This window comes from Maribacter antarcticus DSM 21422, assembly GCF_000621125.1.
Taxonomy (GTDB): Bacteria; Bacteroidota; Bacteroidia; order Flavobacteriales; family Flavobacteriaceae; genus Maribacter; species Maribacter antarcticus.
This window is the reverse complement of sequence record NZ_JHZC01000019.1, coordinates 1-21,902: the sequence shown is the minus strand read 5'-3', so window position 1 is coordinate 21,902 and position 21,902 is coordinate 1. Positions and strand designations below refer to the sequence as shown.

The 21,902-nt window shown below is 37.6% G+C and carries 18 protein-coding genes and 1 pseudogene; 17 read left to right on the top strand and 2 right to left on the bottom strand.

The features are described 5' to 3' along the window. Window positions 1-90: 90 nt before the first annotated feature. From lipA to Q360_RS0114465, 3 genes are all read left to right on the top strand, one after another. On the top strand, window positions 91-966 hold the full coding sequence (lipA, locus tag Q360_RS0114475; protein WP_027077722.1) for a lipoyl synthase: 876 nt from the start codon (window positions 91-93) through the stop codon (window positions 964-966). A gap of 116 nt (window positions 967-1,082) precedes the next feature. Then, window positions 1,083-2,093: a type I glyceraldehyde-3-phosphate dehydrogenase gene (gene gap / locus Q360_RS0114470; protein ID WP_027077721.1), complete on the top strand. Its 1,011-nt coding sequence runs from the start codon at window positions 1,083-1,085 to the stop codon at window positions 2,091-2,093. A 35-nt stretch (window positions 2,094-2,128) separates the two neighbouring features. Continuing rightward, entirely contained in the window at window positions 2,129-4,309 is a 2,181-nt protein-coding gene (locus Q360_RS0114465; protein WP_036196068.1) for a tetratricopeptide repeat-containing hybrid sensor histidine kinase/response regulator, read from the top strand. Here Q360_RS0114465 and lpxK read toward each other — a convergent pair. Continuing rightward, window positions 4,296-5,297: a tetraacyldisaccharide 4'-kinase gene (lpxK, locus tag Q360_RS0114460; RefSeq protein WP_036196067.1), complete on the bottom strand. Its 1,002-nt coding sequence runs from the start codon at window positions 5,295-5,297 to the stop codon at window positions 4,296-4,298. The two genes, Q360_RS0114465 and lpxK, sit on opposite strands and share 14 nt — an antisense overlap. 51 nt (window positions 5,298-5,348) lie before the next feature. On the opposite strand from lpxK, the gene Q360_RS0114455 reads away from it, so the two are divergent. From Q360_RS0114455 to Q360_RS0114435, 5 genes are all read left to right on the top strand, one after another. Further along, window positions 5,349-6,443: a Nif3-like dinuclear metal center hexameric protein gene (locus Q360_RS0114455; protein WP_027077718.1), complete on the top strand. Its 1,095-nt coding sequence runs from the start codon at window positions 5,349-5,351 to the stop codon at window positions 6,441-6,443. A 2-nt stretch (window positions 6,444-6,445) separates the two neighbouring features. Then, window positions 6,446-7,225: a zinc ribbon domain-containing protein gene (locus Q360_RS0114450; RefSeq protein WP_027077717.1), complete on the top strand. Its 780-nt coding sequence runs from the start codon at window positions 6,446-6,448 to the stop codon at window positions 7,223-7,225. Window positions 7,226-7,296: 71 nt separating this feature from the next. Beyond that, window positions 7,297-7,737 carry a DUF4174 domain-containing protein gene (locus Q360_RS0114445; protein ID WP_027077716.1) on the top strand — a complete coding sequence of 147 codons (441 nt, stop codon included), beginning with the start codon at window positions 7,297-7,299 and terminating at the stop codon, window positions 7,735-7,737. 190 nt (window positions 7,738-7,927) lie between these two features. Next, window positions 7,928-8,260, top strand: coding sequence for a GDSL-type esterase/lipase family protein (locus Q360_RS26735; RefSeq protein ID WP_245603270.1), 333 nt, complete (start codon window positions 7,928-7,930; stop codon window positions 8,258-8,260). 372 nt (window positions 8,261-8,632) lie between these two features. Continuing rightward, window positions 8,633-8,983, top strand: coding sequence for a DUF2834 domain-containing protein (locus Q360_RS0114435; RefSeq protein ID WP_027077715.1), 351 nt, complete (start codon window positions 8,633-8,635; stop codon window positions 8,981-8,983). On the opposite strand, the gene Q360_RS0114430 is transcribed toward Q360_RS0114435, so the two are convergent. Next, window positions 8,972-10,318 carry an FAD-dependent oxidoreductase gene (locus tag Q360_RS0114430; protein ID WP_027077714.1) on the bottom strand — a complete coding sequence of 449 codons (1,347 nt, stop codon included), beginning with the start codon at window positions 10,316-10,318 and terminating at the stop codon, window positions 8,972-8,974. The genes Q360_RS0114435 and Q360_RS0114430 overlap by 12 nt on opposite strands. A 161-nt stretch (window positions 10,319-10,479) precedes the next feature. On the opposite strand from Q360_RS0114430, the gene Q360_RS0114425 reads away from it, so the two are divergent. The 9 genes and pseudogenes from Q360_RS0114425 to Q360_RS0114395 all read left to right on the top strand — a co-directional run. Beyond that, complete coding sequence (locus Q360_RS0114425) at window positions 10,480-11,124, top strand: flavin reductase family protein (protein ID WP_027077713.1); 645 nt, start codon at window positions 10,480-10,482, stop codon at window positions 11,122-11,124. Beyond that, window positions 11,114-11,248 (top strand): DUF2256 domain-containing protein, encoded by a 135-nt coding sequence (locus Q360_RS25350; RefSeq protein ID WP_084273460.1) that lies wholly within the window; start codon window positions 11,114-11,116, stop codon window positions 11,246-11,248. The genes Q360_RS0114425 and Q360_RS25350 overlap by 11 nt, the downstream gene beginning before the upstream one ends. Window positions 11,249-11,303: 55 nt before the next feature. Next, on the top strand, window positions 11,304-12,599 hold the full coding sequence (locus Q360_RS0114420) for a DASH family cryptochrome (protein WP_027077712.1): 1,296 nt from the start codon (window positions 11,304-11,306) through the stop codon (window positions 12,597-12,599). Between the two features lie 126 nt (window positions 12,600-12,725). Continuing rightward, the gene (locus Q360_RS0114415) at window positions 12,726-14,258 is read left to right on the top strand and encodes a cryptochrome/photolyase family protein (RefSeq protein WP_027077711.1); all 1,533 of its coding nucleotides are present in this window, start codon (window positions 12,726-12,728) and stop codon (window positions 14,256-14,258) included. A gap of 251 nt (window positions 14,259-14,509) precedes the next feature. Continuing rightward, complete coding sequence (locus Q360_RS25345; protein ID WP_084273459.1) at window positions 14,510-14,911, top strand: hypothetical protein; 402 nt, start codon at window positions 14,510-14,512, stop codon at window positions 14,909-14,911. Continuing rightward, on the top strand, window positions 14,908-15,333 hold the full coding sequence (locus tag Q360_RS23450) for a DDE-type integrase/transposase/recombinase (RefSeq protein ID WP_169734658.1): 426 nt from the start codon (window positions 14,908-14,910) through the stop codon (window positions 15,331-15,333). Before Q360_RS25345 ends, Q360_RS23450 begins: the two co-directional genes overlap by 4 nt. Before the next feature lie 86 nt (window positions 15,334-15,419). After that, window positions 15,420-16,259 (top strand): ice-binding family protein, encoded by an 840-nt coding sequence (locus Q360_RS24790; RefSeq protein ID WP_027077709.1) that lies wholly within the window; start codon window positions 15,420-15,422, stop codon window positions 16,257-16,259. Between the two features lie 159 nt (window positions 16,260-16,418). Next, window positions 16,419-16,765 (top strand): annotated as a pseudogene (locus tag Q360_RS25340) (transposase); the annotation flags it as partial. Between the two features lie 505 nt (window positions 16,766-17,270). Then, on the top strand, window positions 17,271-21,902 hold a 4,632-nt coding region (locus Q360_RS0114395; RefSeq protein WP_036196064.1), incomplete at its 3' end, for a beta strand repeat-containing protein.

Below are 21,902 nucleotides of genomic sequence, written 5' to 3'. Positions count from 1 at the left end.
ATAATTTTCACTACAGATATTAGTAATCAAAAGCCAAGAATCAGTCCATAAATAAGTGATTTAGTTCGTATATTTGCATAAAAAAGAGGCATGTCTGTAGCAGTAAAAGAAAATGTAGCTCCTTCAAGAAGCAAACCAAAATGGTTGAGGGTAAAACTTCCGACAGGTAAAAAATACACCCAATTAAGAGGTCTGGTCGAAAAATATGACCTGCATACTATATGCACTAGTGGTAGCTGTCCCAATATGGGAGAATGTTGGGGAGAGGGTACTGCCACCTTTATGATTTTAGGAAATGTCTGTACCCGATCCTGCGGTTTTTGTGGTGTGAAGACCGGAAGACCGGAAGATGTGGACTGGGCCGAGCCTGAAAAAGTAGCACGTTCCATAAAGATAATGGGCATAAAACATGCGGTTGTCACATCAGTAGATCGCGACGACCTTAAGGATATGGGCTCCATTATCTGGGCAGAAACGGTGCAGGCCATCAGAAGAATGAACCCAGAAACGACCTTGGAGACCCTTTTACCTGATTTTCAAGGTATAGAAAAACACTTGGACCGTATTATAGAGGTTTCCCCTGAAGTGGTTTCCCACAATATGGAAACCGTTAAAAGGCTCACCCGTGAAGTCCGTATACAAGCAAAATACGAACGTAGTCTAGAAGTTTTAAGATATTTAAAAGCCAATGGCATAAACAGGACTAAATCTGGTATTATGCTAGGTCTTGGCGAGTTAGAGGAGGAAGTCATACAGACGCTAAAAGACTTACGAAATGTTAACGTGGATGTGGTTACTATTGGGCAGTATCTACAACCCTCTAAAAAACATTTACCAGTAAAAGAATTTATAACACCAGACCAGTTTAAAAAGTATGAGGAAATTGGACTGGAAATGGGCTTTAGACACGTAGAGAGTGGTGCTCTGGTAAGGTCATCTTATAAAGCGCATAAACATTTACTGTAGCCACTGAAAAAAATCCATTAGTGCCTAAACGCTAATGGATTCAAACAGCCTATAGCAACCAAATTTTGTAGTACTACTGGGTACCTAATGATTAGAAAAAAGGTAAATTATTTCCTATGAAGCAAATCAATGTAGGAATTAATGGGTTTGGGCGAATAGGGAGGACCTTTTTTAGATTGTCACAAGAATATCCCCAGATTAACATCGTTGCAATCAACGATTTGTCAGACACTAGAACCTTGTCCCATCTCTTGAAGTATGATAGTATTCACGGTATCCTATCTACCAAAATAGGGTTTGATGGCCAGCATATTATCGTTAACGACCACATGGTCAGGCTTACAAGTGAAGCTCATCCTGAGAACATAAACTGGAAAGAAAAAACTGTGGATGTAGTTGTGGAATGTACCGGTAAATTCAAAACCCGTGAGCAGCTCAGTCATCATTTAAAGAATGGAGCAAAGAAAGTAATCCTGTGCGTTCCGCCCGAGGAGGAAGACATTAAAATGATAGTTTTTGGCATAAACGAGGAAACCTTAACAAAAGAAGACAGCATTATCTCAAATGCCTCATGTACCACCAATAATGCGGCACCTATGATCAAGGTAATCAACAATCTTTGTGGCATTGAGCAGGCCTACATTACTACCATCCACTCCTACACAAGCGATCAGAGTTTACATGACCAACCTCACCGAGATTTAAGACGTGCACGAGCAGCGGCTCAATCCATTGTTCCCACAACCACCGGTGCTGCAAAAGCACTCACTAGTATTTTTCCGGAATTAGCAAATGTTATTGGCGGATGTGGCATTAGGGTTCCTGTTCCAAACGGCTCTTTAACGGATATTACCTTTAATGTTAAAACACAGACAAGTATTACAGAAATTAACGATACTTTTAAACGTGTTTCTGAAAACGAATTAAAAAACATACTATTTTACACCGAGGATCCTATTGTGTCCGTCGATATAAACAATAGTTATCATTCTTGTACGTTTGATTCACAGATGACCTCTGTAATAGGAAAAATGGTGAAGATTATTGGATGGTACGACAATGAAACGGGGTATAGCAGCAGAATTATAGACCTTATCAATTTTATGAACAAGAAACAATTTATTTGAATCCTCCATTTTTATATAAGAGGCTACATTACATTATGGTAATACTCCTAGCTTTAGGCTTTGGAATGTTTGCCGTTGCCCAAGAAACAACGCCCTATAAAGATGTTGCACCTTACCTAAACGAAGCGCGTAACCTTAGAAACCAAAACAAAATAGACCTTGCACTAGAAACATTAGACAAGGCGGCGGCAGAAGCCGAAAAAAACGAAGACGTAAAAGCACTCATAGATTCTTATCACGAACTAGCCATTCTTTATCTTAAATTAGACCGAGAAGGAGACACGCAGTTCTACTGGGATAGGGCCAGTGTTCTTTTAAAAGATACCGCCTACCCTTATGGCGATGCCATTCACAAATATATTGAGGCTATTTTGTTGTACAGGAGTGACCAGAATTTTCAAGCGCTAGCCATGTTGGAAAAAGCTAAGCAGTTGAATAACGACAGGAATTTTTTTAATAACATCCTATTGGCAGAAGCGAAGGTGTATCTGAATCTTGAAAAATACGAAAGTGCTACCAAAAACCTTAATTCCCTAATAGTAAATACGGACATCTACGAAAAAGATTTTTTAACCACTCAAGCTTACTTGGGGCTTGCAGAGCTCTATTTAAAAAAAGGAGACTTGAGCGAAAGTGCAAAAAATGGAGAATACGCGTTAAAAATGGCGAATACCAACGGCTTCTTTATGGAGTTGAAAAAGGCAAACCTTCTTCTTACGAATATCTATGAACAATTGGGCCGCTATGAAAATGCGTATACAAATAGCCAAAACCTACTTCAAATCAACGATTCCATTTTTAATGTTGAAAAACTTAAAGTAGAAGTCAAAACGGCGGACAAAATACGGGATGATATAAAAACCAATCAAATCGTTAGTTTGGAGACCAAGGTAGATGAGCTTACCGAATCCCAAAACAGATCGGAACTTACCGCCATTCTAGCATCGGCCTTTTTGATTATTATTTCTCTCTTAGCGGTTTCCCTTTTTAGAAATAATCAAATAAAAGTAAAAACAAATGACCTTCTGTACACCAAAAACAAGGAACTCCAACTAGCAAGGGATGGCGCAGTACAAGCCATGGAAGCAAAGACTAATTTCTTATCTACCGTGAGCCACGAGCTAAGGACCCCCTTATATGCCGTGACCGGACTCACCCATTTGCTGCTAGAAGAAGAGCCGGAAGAACATCAAAAGGAACATTTAAAGGCCTTAAAATTTTCAGGCGATTACCTCTTGAATTTTATCAATGATATTCTCCACATTAACAAAATAGATGCCAATAAATTGGAACCCTTGAATATGGATTTCAATTTAAAGAAAATCATAAATGAAGTCATGGAGTCGCTACAGCAAAGTGCAAAAGCGAATAATACCAAACTCATCTTGGAATTTGACGATAGTATTCCCGGTCATTTAATGAGCGACCCTTTAAAACTTTCTCAAGTGTTCATGAACCTGGTAGGAAATTCCATTAAATTCACCAAAGATGGCCAAGTTACTGTTGTCACTAAATTATTACATAAGTACAAAGAAGATGTGAAAATTTATTTTGAAGTAAGGGACAATGGTATCGGTATTTCTAAAGAAAAACAAAAAAGTATTTTTGAAGGTTTTGAACAAGGTTCAATTCAAATCAATAGAGAATACGGAGGAACAGGCCTTGGACTAACCATCGTTAAAAGCTTGCTAGGTCTTTTCGATAGTGAAATACACCTAGAGAGCGAACTTGACAAAGGAAGCGCCTTTTCCTTTGAAATAGACATGAAAAGTATAGACGACCTGTCGGAGGATATTACGTTTGAAATCACCCAACGTGATTATGACTTTAAAGGACTTCACCTGATGATAGTGGAAGACAACAAAATCAACCAAGTGATTACTAAAAAAATGCTAAGTAAAAAAGAGATTACCAGCGATATTGCCAGTAATGGAGAAGATGCTGTTATACTGGCAAAGGAAAACGTTTACGATGCCATTCTTATGGATATTCATATGCCAGGTATTAGTGGCGAGGAAGCTACTGTACAAATACGTAAATTTGACCAACGCACACCCATCATTGCCCTAACCGCAATTTCACTAGACGATAGTTTGGAAAGTTTTTATGCCGCCGGTTGTGATGACGTGGTTACCAAGCCTTTTAAACCAGAAATATTCTATCAAAAAATTGGAGAAAACATATTTGATAAAAAGCAGAAGATTAGCGATGCATGAGCGCCTCCAGCTCCTGTTCTAAAATCATCTTCCCATCCCCTAAAAATGAGTGTGCTACAGGAAGGTAGAATAGATTATCCAAATCATCTTTTAACCTAACATAGTCTTTTTCCGTAGTCAAAATACATTTCTTACGTTTGAGAACTTCCACTTCGTCTTTAGAAAAAAAGTGATGGTCTTTATATGCCAGATGCTCAAAGCCAATCCCTTTCGATTTTAGATAGGAAACCAAGGGCTTAGGATTCGCGATACCTGTTACCAAGCTCACCTCCTTGTCTATAAAATCGCTTAATGACAAGCTACGCTCTATTCCTATCACCTCATTCCCATACGACAAATAAGCAAACAAGACGGTTTGATGCTCCTTCGGGTTTATTCTTTTCTTTACCGCTTCTTGCTTGTTTTTATCCAGAAATTCAGGACACTTCGTTACCACAATACAATTAGCTCTTTCAGCGGCGTACTTCACATCTCTTAAATTTCCGGTAGGTAGATACCAATCATCAAAATAAAGGTTGTCATAAGTCGTTAACAGTATGGCATAATCTGGGCTTACCTTTCTGTGTTGAAAAGCATCGTCCAATAAAATAAGGTTTGGTTTTATTTCCTTTTGCAATTGCTCAATACCATTTTTTCTGTCTGCATCCACGGCAACAGTAATTTTCGGAAACTTAGAAAATAACTGAAAGGGTTCGTCCCCTATATCCGCAACTTGACTGGTTGCAGTAGCTAAAATATAGCCTGATGACTTTCTTCTGTACCCCCTACTAAGCACTGCTATTTTGTATCTTGGACTTAATGAGCGTACCAATAATTCGGTCATTGGGGTTTTTCCTGTACCACCAACGCTTAAATTTCCAATGCAAATAGTTTTTACAGAAAAAGTGGTCGAACCGAAAACATCCATATCATATAGGCGATTACGTACAAAAACAACCAAAGCATAGATTAGAGAAATGGGAAAAAGAAGTTTTCTTAACAGTTGCATTAGAACGAAATTATAATATTTTATCTTTGATAACCTTATATTTTTCGGAAAATGACAGTAAACGCAGTAGCTCGAGTTTTGGAGGAGTTAGCTCCATTAGATTACGCAGAGGATTTTGACAACGTAGGTTTGCTAGTAGGCGATGCTGGCATGGAGGTAAAAGGCATACTGGTAACCTTGGACACCCTAGAAAACGTGATAGAGGAAGCTATTGCTAAAGACTGTAACCTCATCGTCAGCTTCCACCCTATTATTTTCAGTGGACTTAAAAAAATCACTGGCAAAAATTACGTGGAAAGAACCGTAGTAAAAGCTATAAAGTACGACATCGCAATTTATGCGATACACACGGCACTCGATAATGCTATCTCAGGTGTTAACCATAAAATATGTGATATCCTAGGTCTCATAAATACAAGCATCTTAATTCCACAAAAAAAAACCATTAAAAAACTGGTTACCTATGTTCCTTTGGCAAACAGCAACAAGCTTAAAAGAGCGCTATTCGAGGCAGGAGCAGGTTCTATTGGTAATTACAGTGATTGTAGCTTTAGTACAGAAGGCACCGGAAGTTTTAAAGCTACCGAGAAGGCTAATCCTGTCATCGGTACCATTGGCTATCTACATTATGAAAAGGAAGCTCAAATCAGCGTTACTTTTCCAAAGGATTCAGAAAAAAGGGTGCTTGAGTCGCTATTTAAACATCACCCTTACGAAGAGGTGGCCTATGAAATTACGACTTTAGAAAACACCAACCAGCATATTGGTATGGGCATGGTAGGAGAGTTGGAACCGGCCATGGCTGAGACAGACTTCCTAATCTATCTAAAAAATAAAATGAACGCTTCTGTGGTACGCCACTCAGAACTTAGAAACAAGGATATAAAAAAAGTAGCTGTACTAGGGGGAAGTGGTTCTTTTGCTATTGAGGCAGCAAAAGCAGCAGGGGCAGATGTTTTTGTCACGGCAGATGTAAAATATCACGAGTTTTACCAAGCAGAAAAACAATTGATAATAGCTGATATTGGACACTTTGAAACTGAGCAGTTTACAAAAACCCTTTTAGTTGATTATCTTACGAAAAAAATTCCTAATTTTGCAATCCGTTTATCGGAAAGTATAACAAATCCTATCAAGTATTTTTAAATATGGCAAAAAAAGAAGATTCGTCCGTAGAAGCAAAGCTAAGAGCATTGTACGATTTGCAATTAATCGACTCTAGAGTTGACGAAATACGCAATGTCCGTGGCGAACTACCGTTGGAAGTTGAAGATTTGGCAGATGATGTCCTAGGCCTAAAAACTAGAATGGATAAGCTTAAAACTGATTTGGAAACCATAAATTTTGAAATTGGAGCTAAGAAAAATCTTATTGAAGAAGCTAAAGCCTTAATAAAAAAATACACAGAACAGCAAAAAAATGTTCGTAATAGTAGAGAATTCAACTCTATTACGAAAGAACTTGAATTTCAAGAGTTAGAGATACAATTAGCTGAGAAAAATATTAAAGAATTTAAAGCCAAAATTGATCAGAAAAAGACCGTAATTTCTGAGACTAAAGAGCGGCTTTCTGAACGTGACGCGCATTTAAAACACAAGAAAAGTGAATTAAATGCTATTTTAGCAGAAACCGAAAAAGAAGAAAAAGCATTATTAGAGGAATCCTTAAAATATCAAGGGAAAATAGAGGAACGCTTGGTAAAGGCCTACGCTAGAATCCGAAATAATGTAAAGAATGGGTTAGCGGTGGTGCCAATTGAAAGAGGTGCTTCCGGAGGCTCCTTCTTTACAATTCCACCTCAAGTACAGGTAGAAATCGCATCTAGGAAAAAAATTATTACAGATGAGCACAGTGGTAGGATTTTAGTTGACCCAGCACTAGCCGAAGAAGAGTCTGAAAAAATGCATAAAATGTTTGCTAAACTTTAAGTAATACCAAGGCACACGTGAAAGCCGTCTATCTCCGATAGATGGCTTTTTTTATGTAGTTTTAGCTATAAATGCGTTTATCAAAAATCATAAGCACCATTATTCTACTGACAATAGCTCCTATGCTGTATGGACAGAATATAACTGATTACCAATGGAAGAATCGGCTTGTATTTCTTGTGGATGACACTATAGAGACACCTGCCATGCGTTCCCAGTTAAAATCATTTTTAAAGCAAGCCGATGCGCTAGAAGATCGAGAAATCTTAATTATCCAATTAACACCTAAAGAGGTAGTTGTCTACAAAAGAGCGAAAAGTAAACTTTCACCTGACGCCACATACCACCACCTTTCAATTTCTAAGGGCTTTAAAGGCGTGCTGCTTGTCGGAAAAGATGGAGGGGTAAAACTAAATAGGACTTTTGATGTTCAACCGGAAGTTATTTTTAGTTTGATAGACGGGATGCCCATGCGCAAATCTGAACTAAAGAAAACAAAGGGAAATAAATGATGTGCCATAATGCTATTGGTATAGAATAAAACATTACCCCCTTGAGTTAATAGAAGGGGTCTAAACAAATTTATGAACGTTACATATAGTTTAGGATCACTTGTATCATTTCCGCTTTTGCCAATACTTGATATTCAAGTTAAAAAAATAAAAGTTGGTGTTCTAAGACTTCCTGAGGCGAAAAGAAATTATGGGCCAAATTCTGTTTCTTCCCAAAAGAACACTTAGAATAATTACTGTTGGGGAAAGTACCATCACAGGGGTTGGCGTGAACACGCATAAAGAAGGCTTTACTGCAACTTTGGCAACTGAATTGGCACGTAGATTAAATTTTAACATCAATTGGAAGGTGTATGTAAAAAATGGCTACACCGCAAAACGGATACAGGAAAAAATTATAAATGGTGTTCCAGAAAAACCAGTTGATTTTATTGTTATAGCCATAGGAGGCAATGATGCTTTTGAATTACGCTCTCCCAAAAAATGGAAAAAAGATGTTCGTGCACTTATTATAAGTATCTGACGGAAGTTTGAAACGGTTCCTATCCTATTCATTACTATACCTCCCATTAAGGAATTTCCTGCGTTTACTTTTACTACATTGGTAAAAATTTACAATTGGAAGCCTCGTGGATATTATTAGAAAGGAATTAAAAACAATAGTAACGGATTTTGAACAGGTCTATTACTATTCATAGGTAAATCGTTGTTCCTATTTTATTGAACGCTACACTCTAAAAATATCACCTACCTATCTTTTAGTGACGGTGTTCATCCCTCAAAAACGACATCCCAAATATGGGCTAAGAACGTTTCCAATTTTATACTACAGTCAACTGAAATTAAAAAGGACTTGCAGCTATAGCTAAAAAATAACCAGATAAGAGACAAAAAGATGAAACCTAAATTTACGATAATAGAAATTGTATTTCTTGCGATGGCCATTATTGGAGTTGGAGTAACCTGGTACTTTAATACACTCTTTTACATGCAGACAGATGATACCTCCATCACTAATTTTATGGCGCAAACAGCAACTACGCTTCCGGCAAAATCTGTAAGTGCAGATATTAGTGTGGTTGCCACAACCTTCCTTATTTGGATGGTTTATGAAGGGCGTAAACTTAAAATGAAGTATTGGTGGCTGTTTATTCCTTTTACCTTTTTGATTGCAATAGCCTTCACCTTTCCACTCTTTTTATTTTTCAGGGAACGGAAACTCAGAGCAAATAGCCTACTCACCTAGTAAGGAAAGCATCTTCTTTTCTACATGTTCACTATCCCAAAGTGCCTCTATATTTGGCAACTTCATTACTTGTTGCATCAATTCCTCTTGGGCATCGCCAATCGCCAAAGCTTCTGCATAGGGTCTGTTTGAGAAGGTAACTCTGCTATAGGCGGGAATCCACTTCTCAGGATATTTGGAGGCAAAGCGTTTTTCAATCTTTTTCTGAAGTAAAAAATTCGGATCTGCCGTTTTACTACTCATTTCCATAAAATTGCGATAGCTTAGCTCGGCAATGGCATCAGCATTGGGTTTTCTGGATAGTTGGTACTCGGAAAAAATGGTCTCCCAATCGTTTTTGTGCTGTTCAATTAGCTGGTTTAATACATAAATATCCTCAAAGCCTGTATTCATACCTTGTCCATAAAAGGGCACAACGGCATGGGCAGAATCACCAACCAAAGCGACTTTGTCCCAATAGGTCCAAGGATAGCATTTCATAGTTACCATAGCACTTGTAGGATTTCTAAAGAAATCATCCATTAAATCATCCATCACCTGCATAACATTAGGGAAATAGCTCGTGAAAAATGCTTTAGCTTGGGGCTTGGTCTTAATGTTATCAAAGGAAACTTCCCCTTCAAAAGGCATGAAAAGCGTACAGGTGAAACTTCCGTCCAAATTGGGCATCGCAATTAGCATAAATTTACCCCTTGGCCAAATATGAAAAGAGTATTTATCCAACTTATGGGTTCCATCAGCATTAGCGGGTATGGTAAGTTCTTTATACCCTACATCAATAAAATCCTGTGAGTAATCAAACCTACTGCGTCTTTGCATTTTATGGCGAACTCTTGAAAAAGCGCCATCGCAACCAAAAATAATATCATATTTATATTCGGTCCATTCGCCTTTTTCGGTTTCGCCTGTATATATTTTGGCATCGGGTAAATCAACATCCCATACTTTTTCGTCAAATCGAAAATTTACGCCTGCTTCCTCTGCTAGGTCAATCATTTTTTTATTTAAAACACCACGGGAAATCGACCAAATGGCCTCACCTTCTTTACCATACTTCTGATAATATTCTGGCTGTCCTACAACGTGCATAGCTCGTTTATCTAGAGGAATACCTATTTTCTTTATTTCCTCCTCAATACCCACAGCTCTCAAAGCAGTCCAACCTCTATTGCTCATTGCCAAATTAATGGAACGACCGGAGAATTTTATATTTCTAATATCTGGGCGTCTATCAAACACCGTAATATCATGCCCATATTTGCGCAGATAAATAGCAAGTAGGGAACCGACTAAACCGGATCCAATAATGGCAATATTCTTTTTAATTTGCGGCATGAGTTTAGGATTTAAATCCAAATTGCAATTAGTTTATAAAAATAACAAATATTAACGGACAACGGTTGCCAAAGAGCCTCGGGTATTCTCTAAAATTTGATATTGATTTACGCATATATTGTTTAGCTTTTATTTATTTTTGTTGAACAAAATAAATTCATTTGAAACACTTTAATATTTCTTCACTAAAAGAACTCCCCAACAGATATAGAGCCAATCTTATAAATAGCTGTACAGGTTATAAATCAAGTAATCTTTTGGGCACTATATCACCTTCAGGAAAAGCCAATTTGGCCATTTTTAACTCGGTAGTACATATTGGGAGTGCTCCTGCTATGTTAGGGTTTATACTAAGACCATTAACGGTAAGAAGAGATACCTATAACAATTTTAAATCTGCTGGGGCTTTTACTGTAAATCAAGTATCACAGAATATTATTAAACAAGCGCATCATACGTCTGCCAAATACGACGAGGGTATTTCTGAATTTAAAAAAAGTGGACTTACAGAAACTTATTTAGATGGGTTTGAAGCTCCATATGTAACCGAAAGCCCCATTAAAATAGGATGCCGTTATATCAACGAATATGAAATAAAAGAAAATGGATGCCTGTTGATTATCGGTGCTATTGAACATATCTACCTTCCTGAAGAAAGTATCGCTAAAGACGGTTGGGTGCATTTAGACAAAACAAATGCTATCAGTGCTGTTGGCATTGACGGTTATGCACTTCCTAAAATTGTAGAGCGCTTATCATATGCTACAGCTAATGAACCAAGTAAATCTATCTTAGATGGCGCATAAAAAGATAAACCTTCCCAGTAAAATCTGTGTAGTTTGTGGGTTGGCTTTTAATTGGCGCAAAAAATGGAAAAAAAATTGGGAGGATGTAAAGTACTGTAGTGAGAAATGTAGAAGGAATAAATAGAGCGTCACTTTGGTTGCGCATGATAAACCAGAATTAATAAAAGATAATTGGCATAATGAATAACTTAGTTTGGTTTAGAAATGACCTCAGGGTCCAAGACAATACATCACTTCTTAAAGCTTTAACTGGAGAAAAGGTGATAGGAGTCTACTGTTTTGATGATACTTATTTCAAAAAAGATGAATTTGGATTTAACAAAACAGAAAAATTTAGAGCCCAATTTCTGATAGAAACGATTACCCAATTAGAATCCAATCTTAAGGCATTAAACATTCCTTTGTTTATATACATAGGAGATTCTGGAACACATATTCCGCAGTTAATTAAAGAACATCAAATTACTAGGGTATACCTTCAAAAAGAGTGGACACGTGATGAAAATAATATTTTAGCTAATGTTAAAGCCCATATTCCTAGCAACATAGCATTTGAAGAAACGCTTGACCAATTTCTTTTTCACCCAAAAGACATCCCCTACCCTAACTTTAATACTATTCCAGAAGTTTTTACAAATTTTAGAAAAAAATGTGAAAAAGAAGTTTCGGTCAAGCCGTGTATCGTAAATGATAAAATACTATCTAAAGAAAATTTTTTAAAAACGAACACCTCAATACCAACATTGTCAGAATTAAACCTTGAGGAATTCAACACAGATTCAAGAAGTGCTTTTCCTTTTCACGGTGGCGAAAATGAAGCTCTAAAACGCATAGCTCATTATTTTTGGGAAACCAAAAAACTAGCCTATTATAAAAAAACAAGAAACGGATTAGTTGGTAGTGACTACAGCTCAAAATTATCTCCTTGGCTAGCTAATGGCAGTATTTCTGCAAGAACGATTTATTGGGAAGTAAGGAGATTTGAAAAGGAAGTCAAAAAAAACCAAGATACCTATTGGCTAATCTTTGAACTTATATGGCGAGATTACTTTAAATATGTTTCCCTTAAACATCAAAACAACATCTTCAAAATAGGTGGTATCCTTGAAAAAGAGTATGACTGGCATACGACTAAAATAGCTAAACAAGAATGGATTAGAGGCAACACTAACGAACCCTTCGTTAATGCAAATATGAAAGAATTGGCCATCACAGGATGGATGAGCAATCGAGGTCGTCAAAACGTTGCCAGTTTCTGGGCAAAAGAACTAAAACAAGACTGGCGTATAGGTGCAGCTTATTTTGAAAGTATGTTACTAGATTATGATGTGCATAGTAATTGGGGTAACTGGATGTACAATAGTGGGGTTGGTAATGACCCCCGCGACCGAAAATTCAATATTGCACGCCAAGCAGACATGTACGACGGACAAGGGAAATTTCAACGATTATGGGGACAGGATTCCTTATTTTAAGACTTTAAAAAGACCTCAGACAAAAAAATATCAAATAAATAAAGCCAAACCATAATTAAGCTTGTAAGACTAGTTTTGAATCTCGTTGTTCACTATAAATTTTTTACCCAAATTGACACATAATAAATGAAGACACTTAGACTCGTATTAGGAGATCAACTGAATCAAAAACATTCTTGGTTCCAAAAAGTAGATGAGAATATTGTCTATATCATGGCAGAAATGCGCCAGGAAACGGACTATGTAAAACATCATATTCAAAAAGTAGTAGCCTTCTTTTTGGGCATGCGTAGTTTTTCGGAGGACCTAAAGGCAAAAGGACATAATTTCATTTACCTAAACATCACCGATGAAAATAATCCGCAGGATTTAGAGCAGTTTATAAAAAAATACCTTCAAGAAACTAGCGCTAAAAAATTCGAATATCAGTTACCGGATGAGTACCGCCTAGACGAGCAACTAAAACGGATTTGCAACAATTTAGAAGTGGAATCACAAGCGGTTGATACCGAACATTTTTATACGGAACGCGACGAATTACAAAATTTCTTTAAAGGAAAAAAGCAATTGATCATGGAATCATTTTACCGTATGATGCGCAAGAAACATGACATCATGATGGTCAATGGCCAACCGGACGGTGGTAAATGGAACTATGATCAAAGTAATCGTAAAAAATGGAAAGGTCAAGCAGAAATACCTAGGGAACTTGGTTTTAAAAAGGATGTTTCTGTTGTTATAAAAGAACTGGAAGATTCTGGCGTAAAAACCTTTGGAGAAATAGAAGCCAAAAACTTTAGTTGGCCCACTAGCCGGTTAGAGTGCCTATCTGTTTTAACTTACTTCTGTGAAGAATTATTGGTACACTTTGGAGATTACCAAGATGCCATGCATACCCAACAGAAGTACTTGTTCCACTCCAGAGTTTCCTTTGCTATGAATTCTAAAATTCTTTCTCCAAAAGAGGTCATAGATACCGTATTAGAACATTATTACGAACACGCAAATCAAATACATATTTCGCAAGTGGAAGGTTTTATCCGCCAAATTCTTGGCTGGCGTGAGTATATGAGAGGTATTTACTGGAAAGAGATGCCAGAATACGCAAACCTAAACAAGTTAGAAAACCATAATCCCCTGCCCAACTTTTTCTGGACAGGTAAAACGAAGATGAATTGCTTAAGCCACGCCATTGGTCAAAGCCTAACGGATGCCTACGCTCATCACATCCAACGGTTAATGATTATTGGCAACTATGCCTTATTAACACAAGTAAACCCAGATGAAGTTGATAATTGGTACCTAGGGGTGTACATAGATGCCATAGAATGGGTAGAGATTACGAATACTCGAGGTATGAGTCAGTTTGCAGATGGCGGCATTGTAGCCACAAAGCCTTATGTAAGCAGCGGTAACTACATCAATAAAATGAGTAATTACTGTGGTGATTGCTCTTACAAACACACAGAAAAACTAGGCGAAAATGCTTGCCCCTTTAATGCACTTTATTGGAACTTTTTGGACGAGAAAAAAGAGCATTTTAAGAACAACAATCGCATGGCAATGATGATGAATCTGTTGAATAAAAAGGAAGAACGAGAATTAAGAGCCTTAAAAGAACGTGCGCAGCTTATTATCGCAGGTCCTGATGGTTTCTAAGATGCTATTAAGTTATTGGTCAACAGAATTTTCAATTTTCATCGTACATGATGTAAATTATTTCGCAAAGTCGTCTTTAACTTTTATTTACTTCTAGAAACTTAACCTAAGAATCAATACATTCTAAATCGAGGTTTAAAATATCTCCAAATTGTTTAGCTATGCAAAACTCCACTTTACAACTAATCCTTAACAAAAAACATACGTTTCTTTCGTGCCTATTTTTTGTTTTCACATTTTTCATTATCAGTATGGATATTAACGCACAGGGAATATCTTCCGGTGTTACCTTTAACTGGGCTGACAATCAAAGTAATCTTTCGGATGCGGCAACTTTGGATTTCGTTAAAATCGATGAGGCCATTTACAATACGTTCGTAGTTCTTTCCGCGCAAGAAATGCCTAGGGTTGGGCAAGGTGGGCACGGCGGTAAGCATATATGGCGAAATGGAACGCAAATTGTAGGTTCAAGTAATGCTGCCAATTGGAACAGTGAGGCTACCAAAGCATATCAATCCACAAATCTCCATCACTATTTTGAATCCAATAGTAATGGAGATGATTTTTGCGGAAATTTTGGTGCGGCTTCATCTACGACCTCACAAATACAAATATTACTTATAGTCCCGTGCTACGCGGGTTTATGTATATGAATGCGATAATCGATGTGTACAGTAGAAAAATACTGAACTATAGCGTTTCAAATTCGATGGATAAAGAGTGGTGTAAAGAACTACTGGAAGATACCATAGCCCGATACGTAGCTCCGGAAATACACAACTCCGATCAGGGATCTCAGTATACCCATACCCAATACATAGACGTACTGAAGAACCACGAAATTCAAATATCAATGGACGGCAAAGGAAGAGCTTTGGACAATATTTATATTGAACGCTTCCGGAAATCCATTACGTATGAAAAAATCTATCTAAACCCGCCCAATGGAGGTCTTGACCTATATCAGCTGGTCAATGAATATAGTGAGTTCTATAACACAAAAAGAAGGTACATTAAAATCGGAAAAGCACCACCAAATCAACTTTATGGGACGAACAAAATAGCATCAAAATAAACTAATTAATACATTTTAACTGACCTACAGATTGGGAGTATTGTACTATTATTATACAAATCGGTAGAGCTTAATAACTAATAAACATGAACAAAAATTTATTCTTTAATTTAACAACTACCCCGATAATATTATTATTTTCTTTTGAAAGTTATACCAGAGCTGATGCTAGGGTAAAACCATTTTCAGGTATTAGCACTACGACCAAATTTAGCGCAGTTAATTGTAGTCCTTCCCCTATTGTTGATGTTTTAGGAAGTGCAGGTAAATTTGTTCTTTTTACTAGCGTTGGAGCTGTATCAAATGCTGGTATATCTGAAATGGTTGGTGACATTGGGACAAATTTGGGGCTCATATCTGGTTTTTTACCTTCAACTCATAGGGACGGATATTTTTATAATGAAGATGCAGTTTCAGCAAAAGCAGCAATAGATTTAGATAACGGGTATACTGCACTTATGAATTTACCAAATACGGTAACTGGGCATACACCAGCTTTTGGAAGTGGAGAAACGCTAAATGCAGGGGTTTATTATATAGGGGCAGCAGGATCTTTAGTAGGAAATATCACCTTAGACGGTCAAAATGATGTCGACGCAATATTTATTTTTAAGTTTGCAGGGGCATTTTCAATAGCGGCACTATCAAAAATTAGTTTAATTAATGGAGCGAAGCGTTGTAATGTTTTTTGGATTGGCGGAGCCGGAGTCGCCACTGGTGCAATTAGTGTAGGTACTGGCGCAGATATAAAAGGAACATTTCTTTCCCATGGCGGAGCCATTAGCTCAGGAACAGGTACATCTCTAGAGGGCAGAAAACTTTCTACAAATGGAGCAATTACTATTTCTTCAGCTATGGTTTTTAATAATCGAGTTAGAACCGTCATTATGAATAGAAGTGCTACATACAGGGTGAAAATGAACTAAGAGATACTTTTTGCCTCATCATAAGGTGTACCTCCAAATCACAAATCATCCCTTGTCTATCAACGGCCTCAGGCATTAATCTATGCCTATCCTGTAAATAATCGCCTCGCGTCCGTTTTTTGTTGCAAGACCATTTGATGGTTAAGTGCTGAGGTAGGATACGCTATAAAAATAGAAGACTTCTCCGCTGAATCATTACACTATATATTTATCGGCTACATAAGTCGAGAAGCCAAGGTAACGACCGACAAATGGAGAGGGTACAGACCTATACAAAAACCTAAGATATAAAACAGATAGAAAGTAATAAAGGATCGAACTTCAAGGCGCTTCATACTATGATACATAAAGTTAAATCTTGGATAAGAACTACCTATTCTTGGGTTAGTAATCATGACCTAAATAGGTGCTTTAATGAATTCTGTTTTAGAATAAAGCGCTCACAAAGTAAATCAACAATTTTCAATAACCTGATCACTAGAATGGTAAGCAGTGATAAAATATAACAATGAAAAATAATAAATAACTAACTACTGACCTCTATAGAATTATTCTAAATTATCTTTTTAACCGATTGAAATTTACGTCTTAACGCTTTATTTGTCAACTATCGATGAAATACACTCTTAAACTAATTAACTGCTGATTACCAATACTTTATATTTTATTTGTGATTGTAAATTTAACCTAATTAAGAAACAAAACTTGAATCATACGCTAGCTTTTTTCCGCTAGAATTTCCCTAATTTAACCTTATGCAAAAATTCTACATGCTATTACTTAAAATCTAAAATGGCTGACCATGAACAGCCATTTTTTACAAACTTAAAAGTGTTAATTAGTCAATTTCAGCTTCCTCGATTCCTACAAACCCTGCACATAATGGAATACTACCACAAATATTGGGTGTTTCACAACTTTTCTTTTAATAGATAACTATAGTTTCTTTTTTTTGTAAATCATTATTTTCAGATTAAACCACTGAATAATACAAATTAAAACTAACACTAAATGTATATTTACATAGGTCAACCAGAAAAGACGTTCTCTTTTTCAGCTGCCATCCTCCTATTTGTTTTTATGAGTCTAGTTTTTAGGCCCGTAGATGCCGCAGCAAAAAGCTACAAAGGTGTACTTGAAAAATTGAACGTAGAAGAAGCTACGAACACCAATAACGCTCCTAACATATTCACTTCTGGAAAAACATCTTCTTATTCTAAAAAAGAAAATAAAGTGTTTCTTTCGGAGCTCTCTATTTCGGATTTCTCTATAAGTGAGGTAGGTGGAACCGCAACCTTTGATGTAACATTAACTACTGACCAAGTTGGTCTTGGAAATTTTTCTGTTACATATCAGGTATTTAATGGAACCGCTATTAACGGTAACGATTTTACCGCTACAACAACTAGCACTCTTAATTTTGCTGGAACCAACAATGAAGTACAATCCGTAACGATAACCATTATAGATGATGCGGTATTTGAAGGAAATGAAATCCTTTCAGCTAGAATTTCTAACAGCTCCAACCCGGCTGTAACCATCTTAGACAACGAAGGCACTGGAACTATCTTGGATAATGATGCTCCAGATAGAAGTATATTCATCTCTGATTTCTCCGCCACTGAGGCTTCTGGAACTGCTAACTTCGTAATTACATATTCTGGACCAACAATTCCAAATGCATTTGATGTACAATTTACTATAAACAATGGATCCGCTGTTGCCCCAGATGATTTCTCCGTAGCCAATGCAGGACCAATTACTTTTCCAGCCAATACCACAGGTGGAGATACGCAGGTAATTACGATTAATATTGTTGATGATGCCGTAATTGAATCTGCAGAATCGTTAACTGCAATTTTAACTAGCGTTTCTACACCAACAATATCCATAGTAGATGGCCTTGGTTCAGGTAGTATTACTGACAATGACACTCCGAGTCCAGATCAAGGGATTTCGGTTAGTGATTTCGTTGTTAACGAAGGAGTTGGTAACATTAACTTTAATGTGTCATTGAATGTAGATGTATCTGAGAGTTTCACTGTTATGTACAATATATCGGATGGTTCAGCAACTTCTGGTTCTGACTATACGGCTGTCCCGTTCGGTACGCTTTCTTTTTCAGGAAATAATGGAGAAGTACAGGCTGTATCTGTCAATATTATTGATGATATAGATTTAGAGGGATTTGAAATTCTTTCCATATCACTATTTAACTTATCTACTAATCAAATATCTATTATAGATGGTAACGCGTTTGGACAAATAGTAGATAATGATACCCCTAACACGAATGAAGGTGTTTCTGCCAGCAATTTCACAGTAGATGAAGCAGCTGGCACCACCAGCTTTGATATTTCTTTAAATGTAGATGTACCCGGCGGGTTCACCGTAGATTACACCATTACAGATGGAACCGCTACGGCTGGGAATGATTATTCCGCTCTGCTTACTGGAACGCTACCTTTTGTTGGTTTAAGTGGGGAAACAATTACCGTGCCAGTGAACATCATCGACGATGCTTTTCTTGAAGGGGCTGAGTTCCTTTCCATTGCACTTTCGAACCTGTCTACCAACAGCATATTTATTGTTGATGGAAATGCATTTGGAACAATAGCCGATAATGACCAACCTAGTCCAGGACAGGGAATTTCTGTTACTGGTTTTGAGGTAAATGAAGCTGCTGGAACGGCAGATTATACCGTAATTTATACCGGTCCTGATGTAGAAAATGCCTTTACGATAGATTATATTATCAATAACGTTACAGCATCAAGTCCGCAGGATTATATAGCCCTTACTCCAAGTTTTGTTACCTTCCCAGCTGGCACAGAAAGCGGAGAAACACAATTAGTGACCGTGAATATTATAGATGACAATGTAATAGAAAACACTGAAATATTAAGTATCTCACTCACCGGTATTTCCCAAAATGCTATTACTATTGTAGTTTCGGCTGCAATGGGTAGTATCAGTGACAACGATTCTACTGGCGCAGGAGAAGGTGTTTTTGTATCTGACTTTACTGTAAACGAGGATATTGGAACAACTGATTTTGTAATAAACTATCTAGGTCCCAACGTTCAAGAAGCGTTTAGCGTTGACTTTAACGTAACAGAAGGATCTGCAACAAACCCTGAGGATTATACTGTTGATACAGCCGGAAATTCTGTAACCTTTCCACCTGGCACCACTTCTGGTGCTACTCAAATAGTTACAATCAATATAATTAATGACGCTATAATAGAATCTGCTGAGAACTTAGATATCGCCTTGTCAAATGTTTCAAATGATGAGATAGGTATTTTGGACGGAAACGGTATTGGAACTATTACAGCCAACGACAGTGACCCAAGCCTTGGTATCTCGGTGGCTGACTTTACAGTAAATGAAGCTGCAGGAACCACTACATTTGATGTAAGCCTGAACGTAGCCGTGCAAGGAGGATTCTCTGTAGATTACGATATTTCAGATGGAACGGCTAATGTTGGAAGCGATTACACGGCAACAACGACCGAAGCTATAAACTTTGCTGGTACTTTAGGAGAAGTAGTTTCCATAACAGTAAACATCAACGACGACACTATTATTGAAACAGCTGAAACCTTAACTGTAGCATTATCAAACATTTCAAATTCCATGGTGGCCATAATAGATGGGAATGCTACCGGAACCATTACCGATAATGATAGTAGCCCAAGTTCCGGTATTTCAGTATCCGATTTTACGGTAGACGAGGGTTCAGGAACAGCGAACTTCATTATAACATCCAATATTGGTGTTCAGGGTGGGTTTTCTGTAGAATCTACAATCTTTGATGGTGGCGCTATTGCTGGAAGTGATTATACAGCAACAACGACCGCAACCATAAACTTTACCGGGAATGCCGGAGAAGAACAATTCGTGATAATAAATATAATTGATGACACCCTTGTTGAGCCGTCAGAAAACTTAACTATCCTATTAGATAATATTTCAAACCCTAGAGTGGCTATTGTTGACGATGCGGCAACGGGTATTATAACAGATAACGATAATGACCCAAGCTTGGGAATCTCCGTAACTGACTTTACGGTAGATGAGTCTGCAGGAACGGCTACGTTTAACGTAAGTTCGAACGTTGACGTGCAAGGAAGTTTCTCCTTGGACTATACAATTTCAGATGGTACTGCTAATTCTGGTGCCGACTATACTGCAACCGCTACTGGAACACTTAATTTTACGGGTACTGCCGGTCAAGTCCAGTCCTTGACCATAACTATAATTGATGACAATCTTCTAGAGGGTAGTGAAAATCTAGATATTGTATTGAGTAATATCTCCAATGTATTAGTTAATATCGTAGATGGAAACGCAGTTGGTACTATAACCGATAATGATATACCAGCCGTAGGCGATGGTATAACAGTATCAGACTTCAGCGTAAACGAAGATGCAGGTACTACAAATTATGTGTTTACCTATACAGGGTCAACTGTTCAGGATGCATTTACAGTTACTTACAACGTGAATGACGGATCGGCAAATAGGCCTTCTGATTATACGGTTACGACACCGGGTACCGCTAGCTTCCCCGCTGGAACAACTTCTGGTACGACCCAATCTGTAACCGTGAATATAATTGATGATAACATCATTGAGGTAACGGAGACCTTAACTCTTGAAATATTGAGTATCTCTAACCCTTTAATTATCATAGTTGACGGAGACGGAGACGGAACCATAACGGATAACGACAGTGATACAAACCTTGGTATCTCAGTATCAGATTTTACGGTAGACGAAGGTGCTGGAACGACTACATTCAATGTAACTTCCAATATTGGTGTGCAGGGAGGATTCACTGTAGATTATTCAATTTCTGACGGTACTGCTATCGCTGGAAGTGATTATACAGCAACTGCTGCTGGAACACTTAATTTTACAGGTACTGCCGGTGAAGTACAGTCCGTAACCATAACCATAATCGAAGATAACATTATAGAACCATCTGAAAATCTTACTATCTTATTAAGTAATATTTCAAACCCATTAGTAGCAATGGTTGATAATGCTGGTACAGGCGTTATAACCGATAATGATAGTGGTTCAACAAATGGTATCTCTGTAAATGATTTCACCGTGGATGAAGCCGCTGGTACTGTCACTTTTGATATCAGCTTAAATACCAATGTTACAGGAGGATTTTCAGTAGATTATACGATCACTGACGGATTTGCAAGTGTAGGTAATGATTACACTGCAACAATGTCCGGCACAGTCAATTTTGCTGGTAACAATGGAGAAATTGAATCTGTGAGCGTAACCATTATAGATGATGCGCTACTTGAAGCAAGCGAAGATCTGAACATTACACTTTCGAACATATCAAATGTCCTTGTAGCAATAGTAGATGCTAACGGTATCGGTACCATTACCGATAACGATGCAGCAGGTGCCGGTGACGGTATCGCGGTAAGCGACTTTACAGTGAACGAAGACGTGGGAACTACAGATTTCGTAGTGACCTATACGGGACCAACAGTATCAGGTGCATTTACGGTAGACTTCACAATAGCCGACGGGTCTGCACTATCTCCTGACGATTACACCGTGGCAAGTGCAACGGGTAACCTAACCTTCCCTGACGGTACAACGGACGGT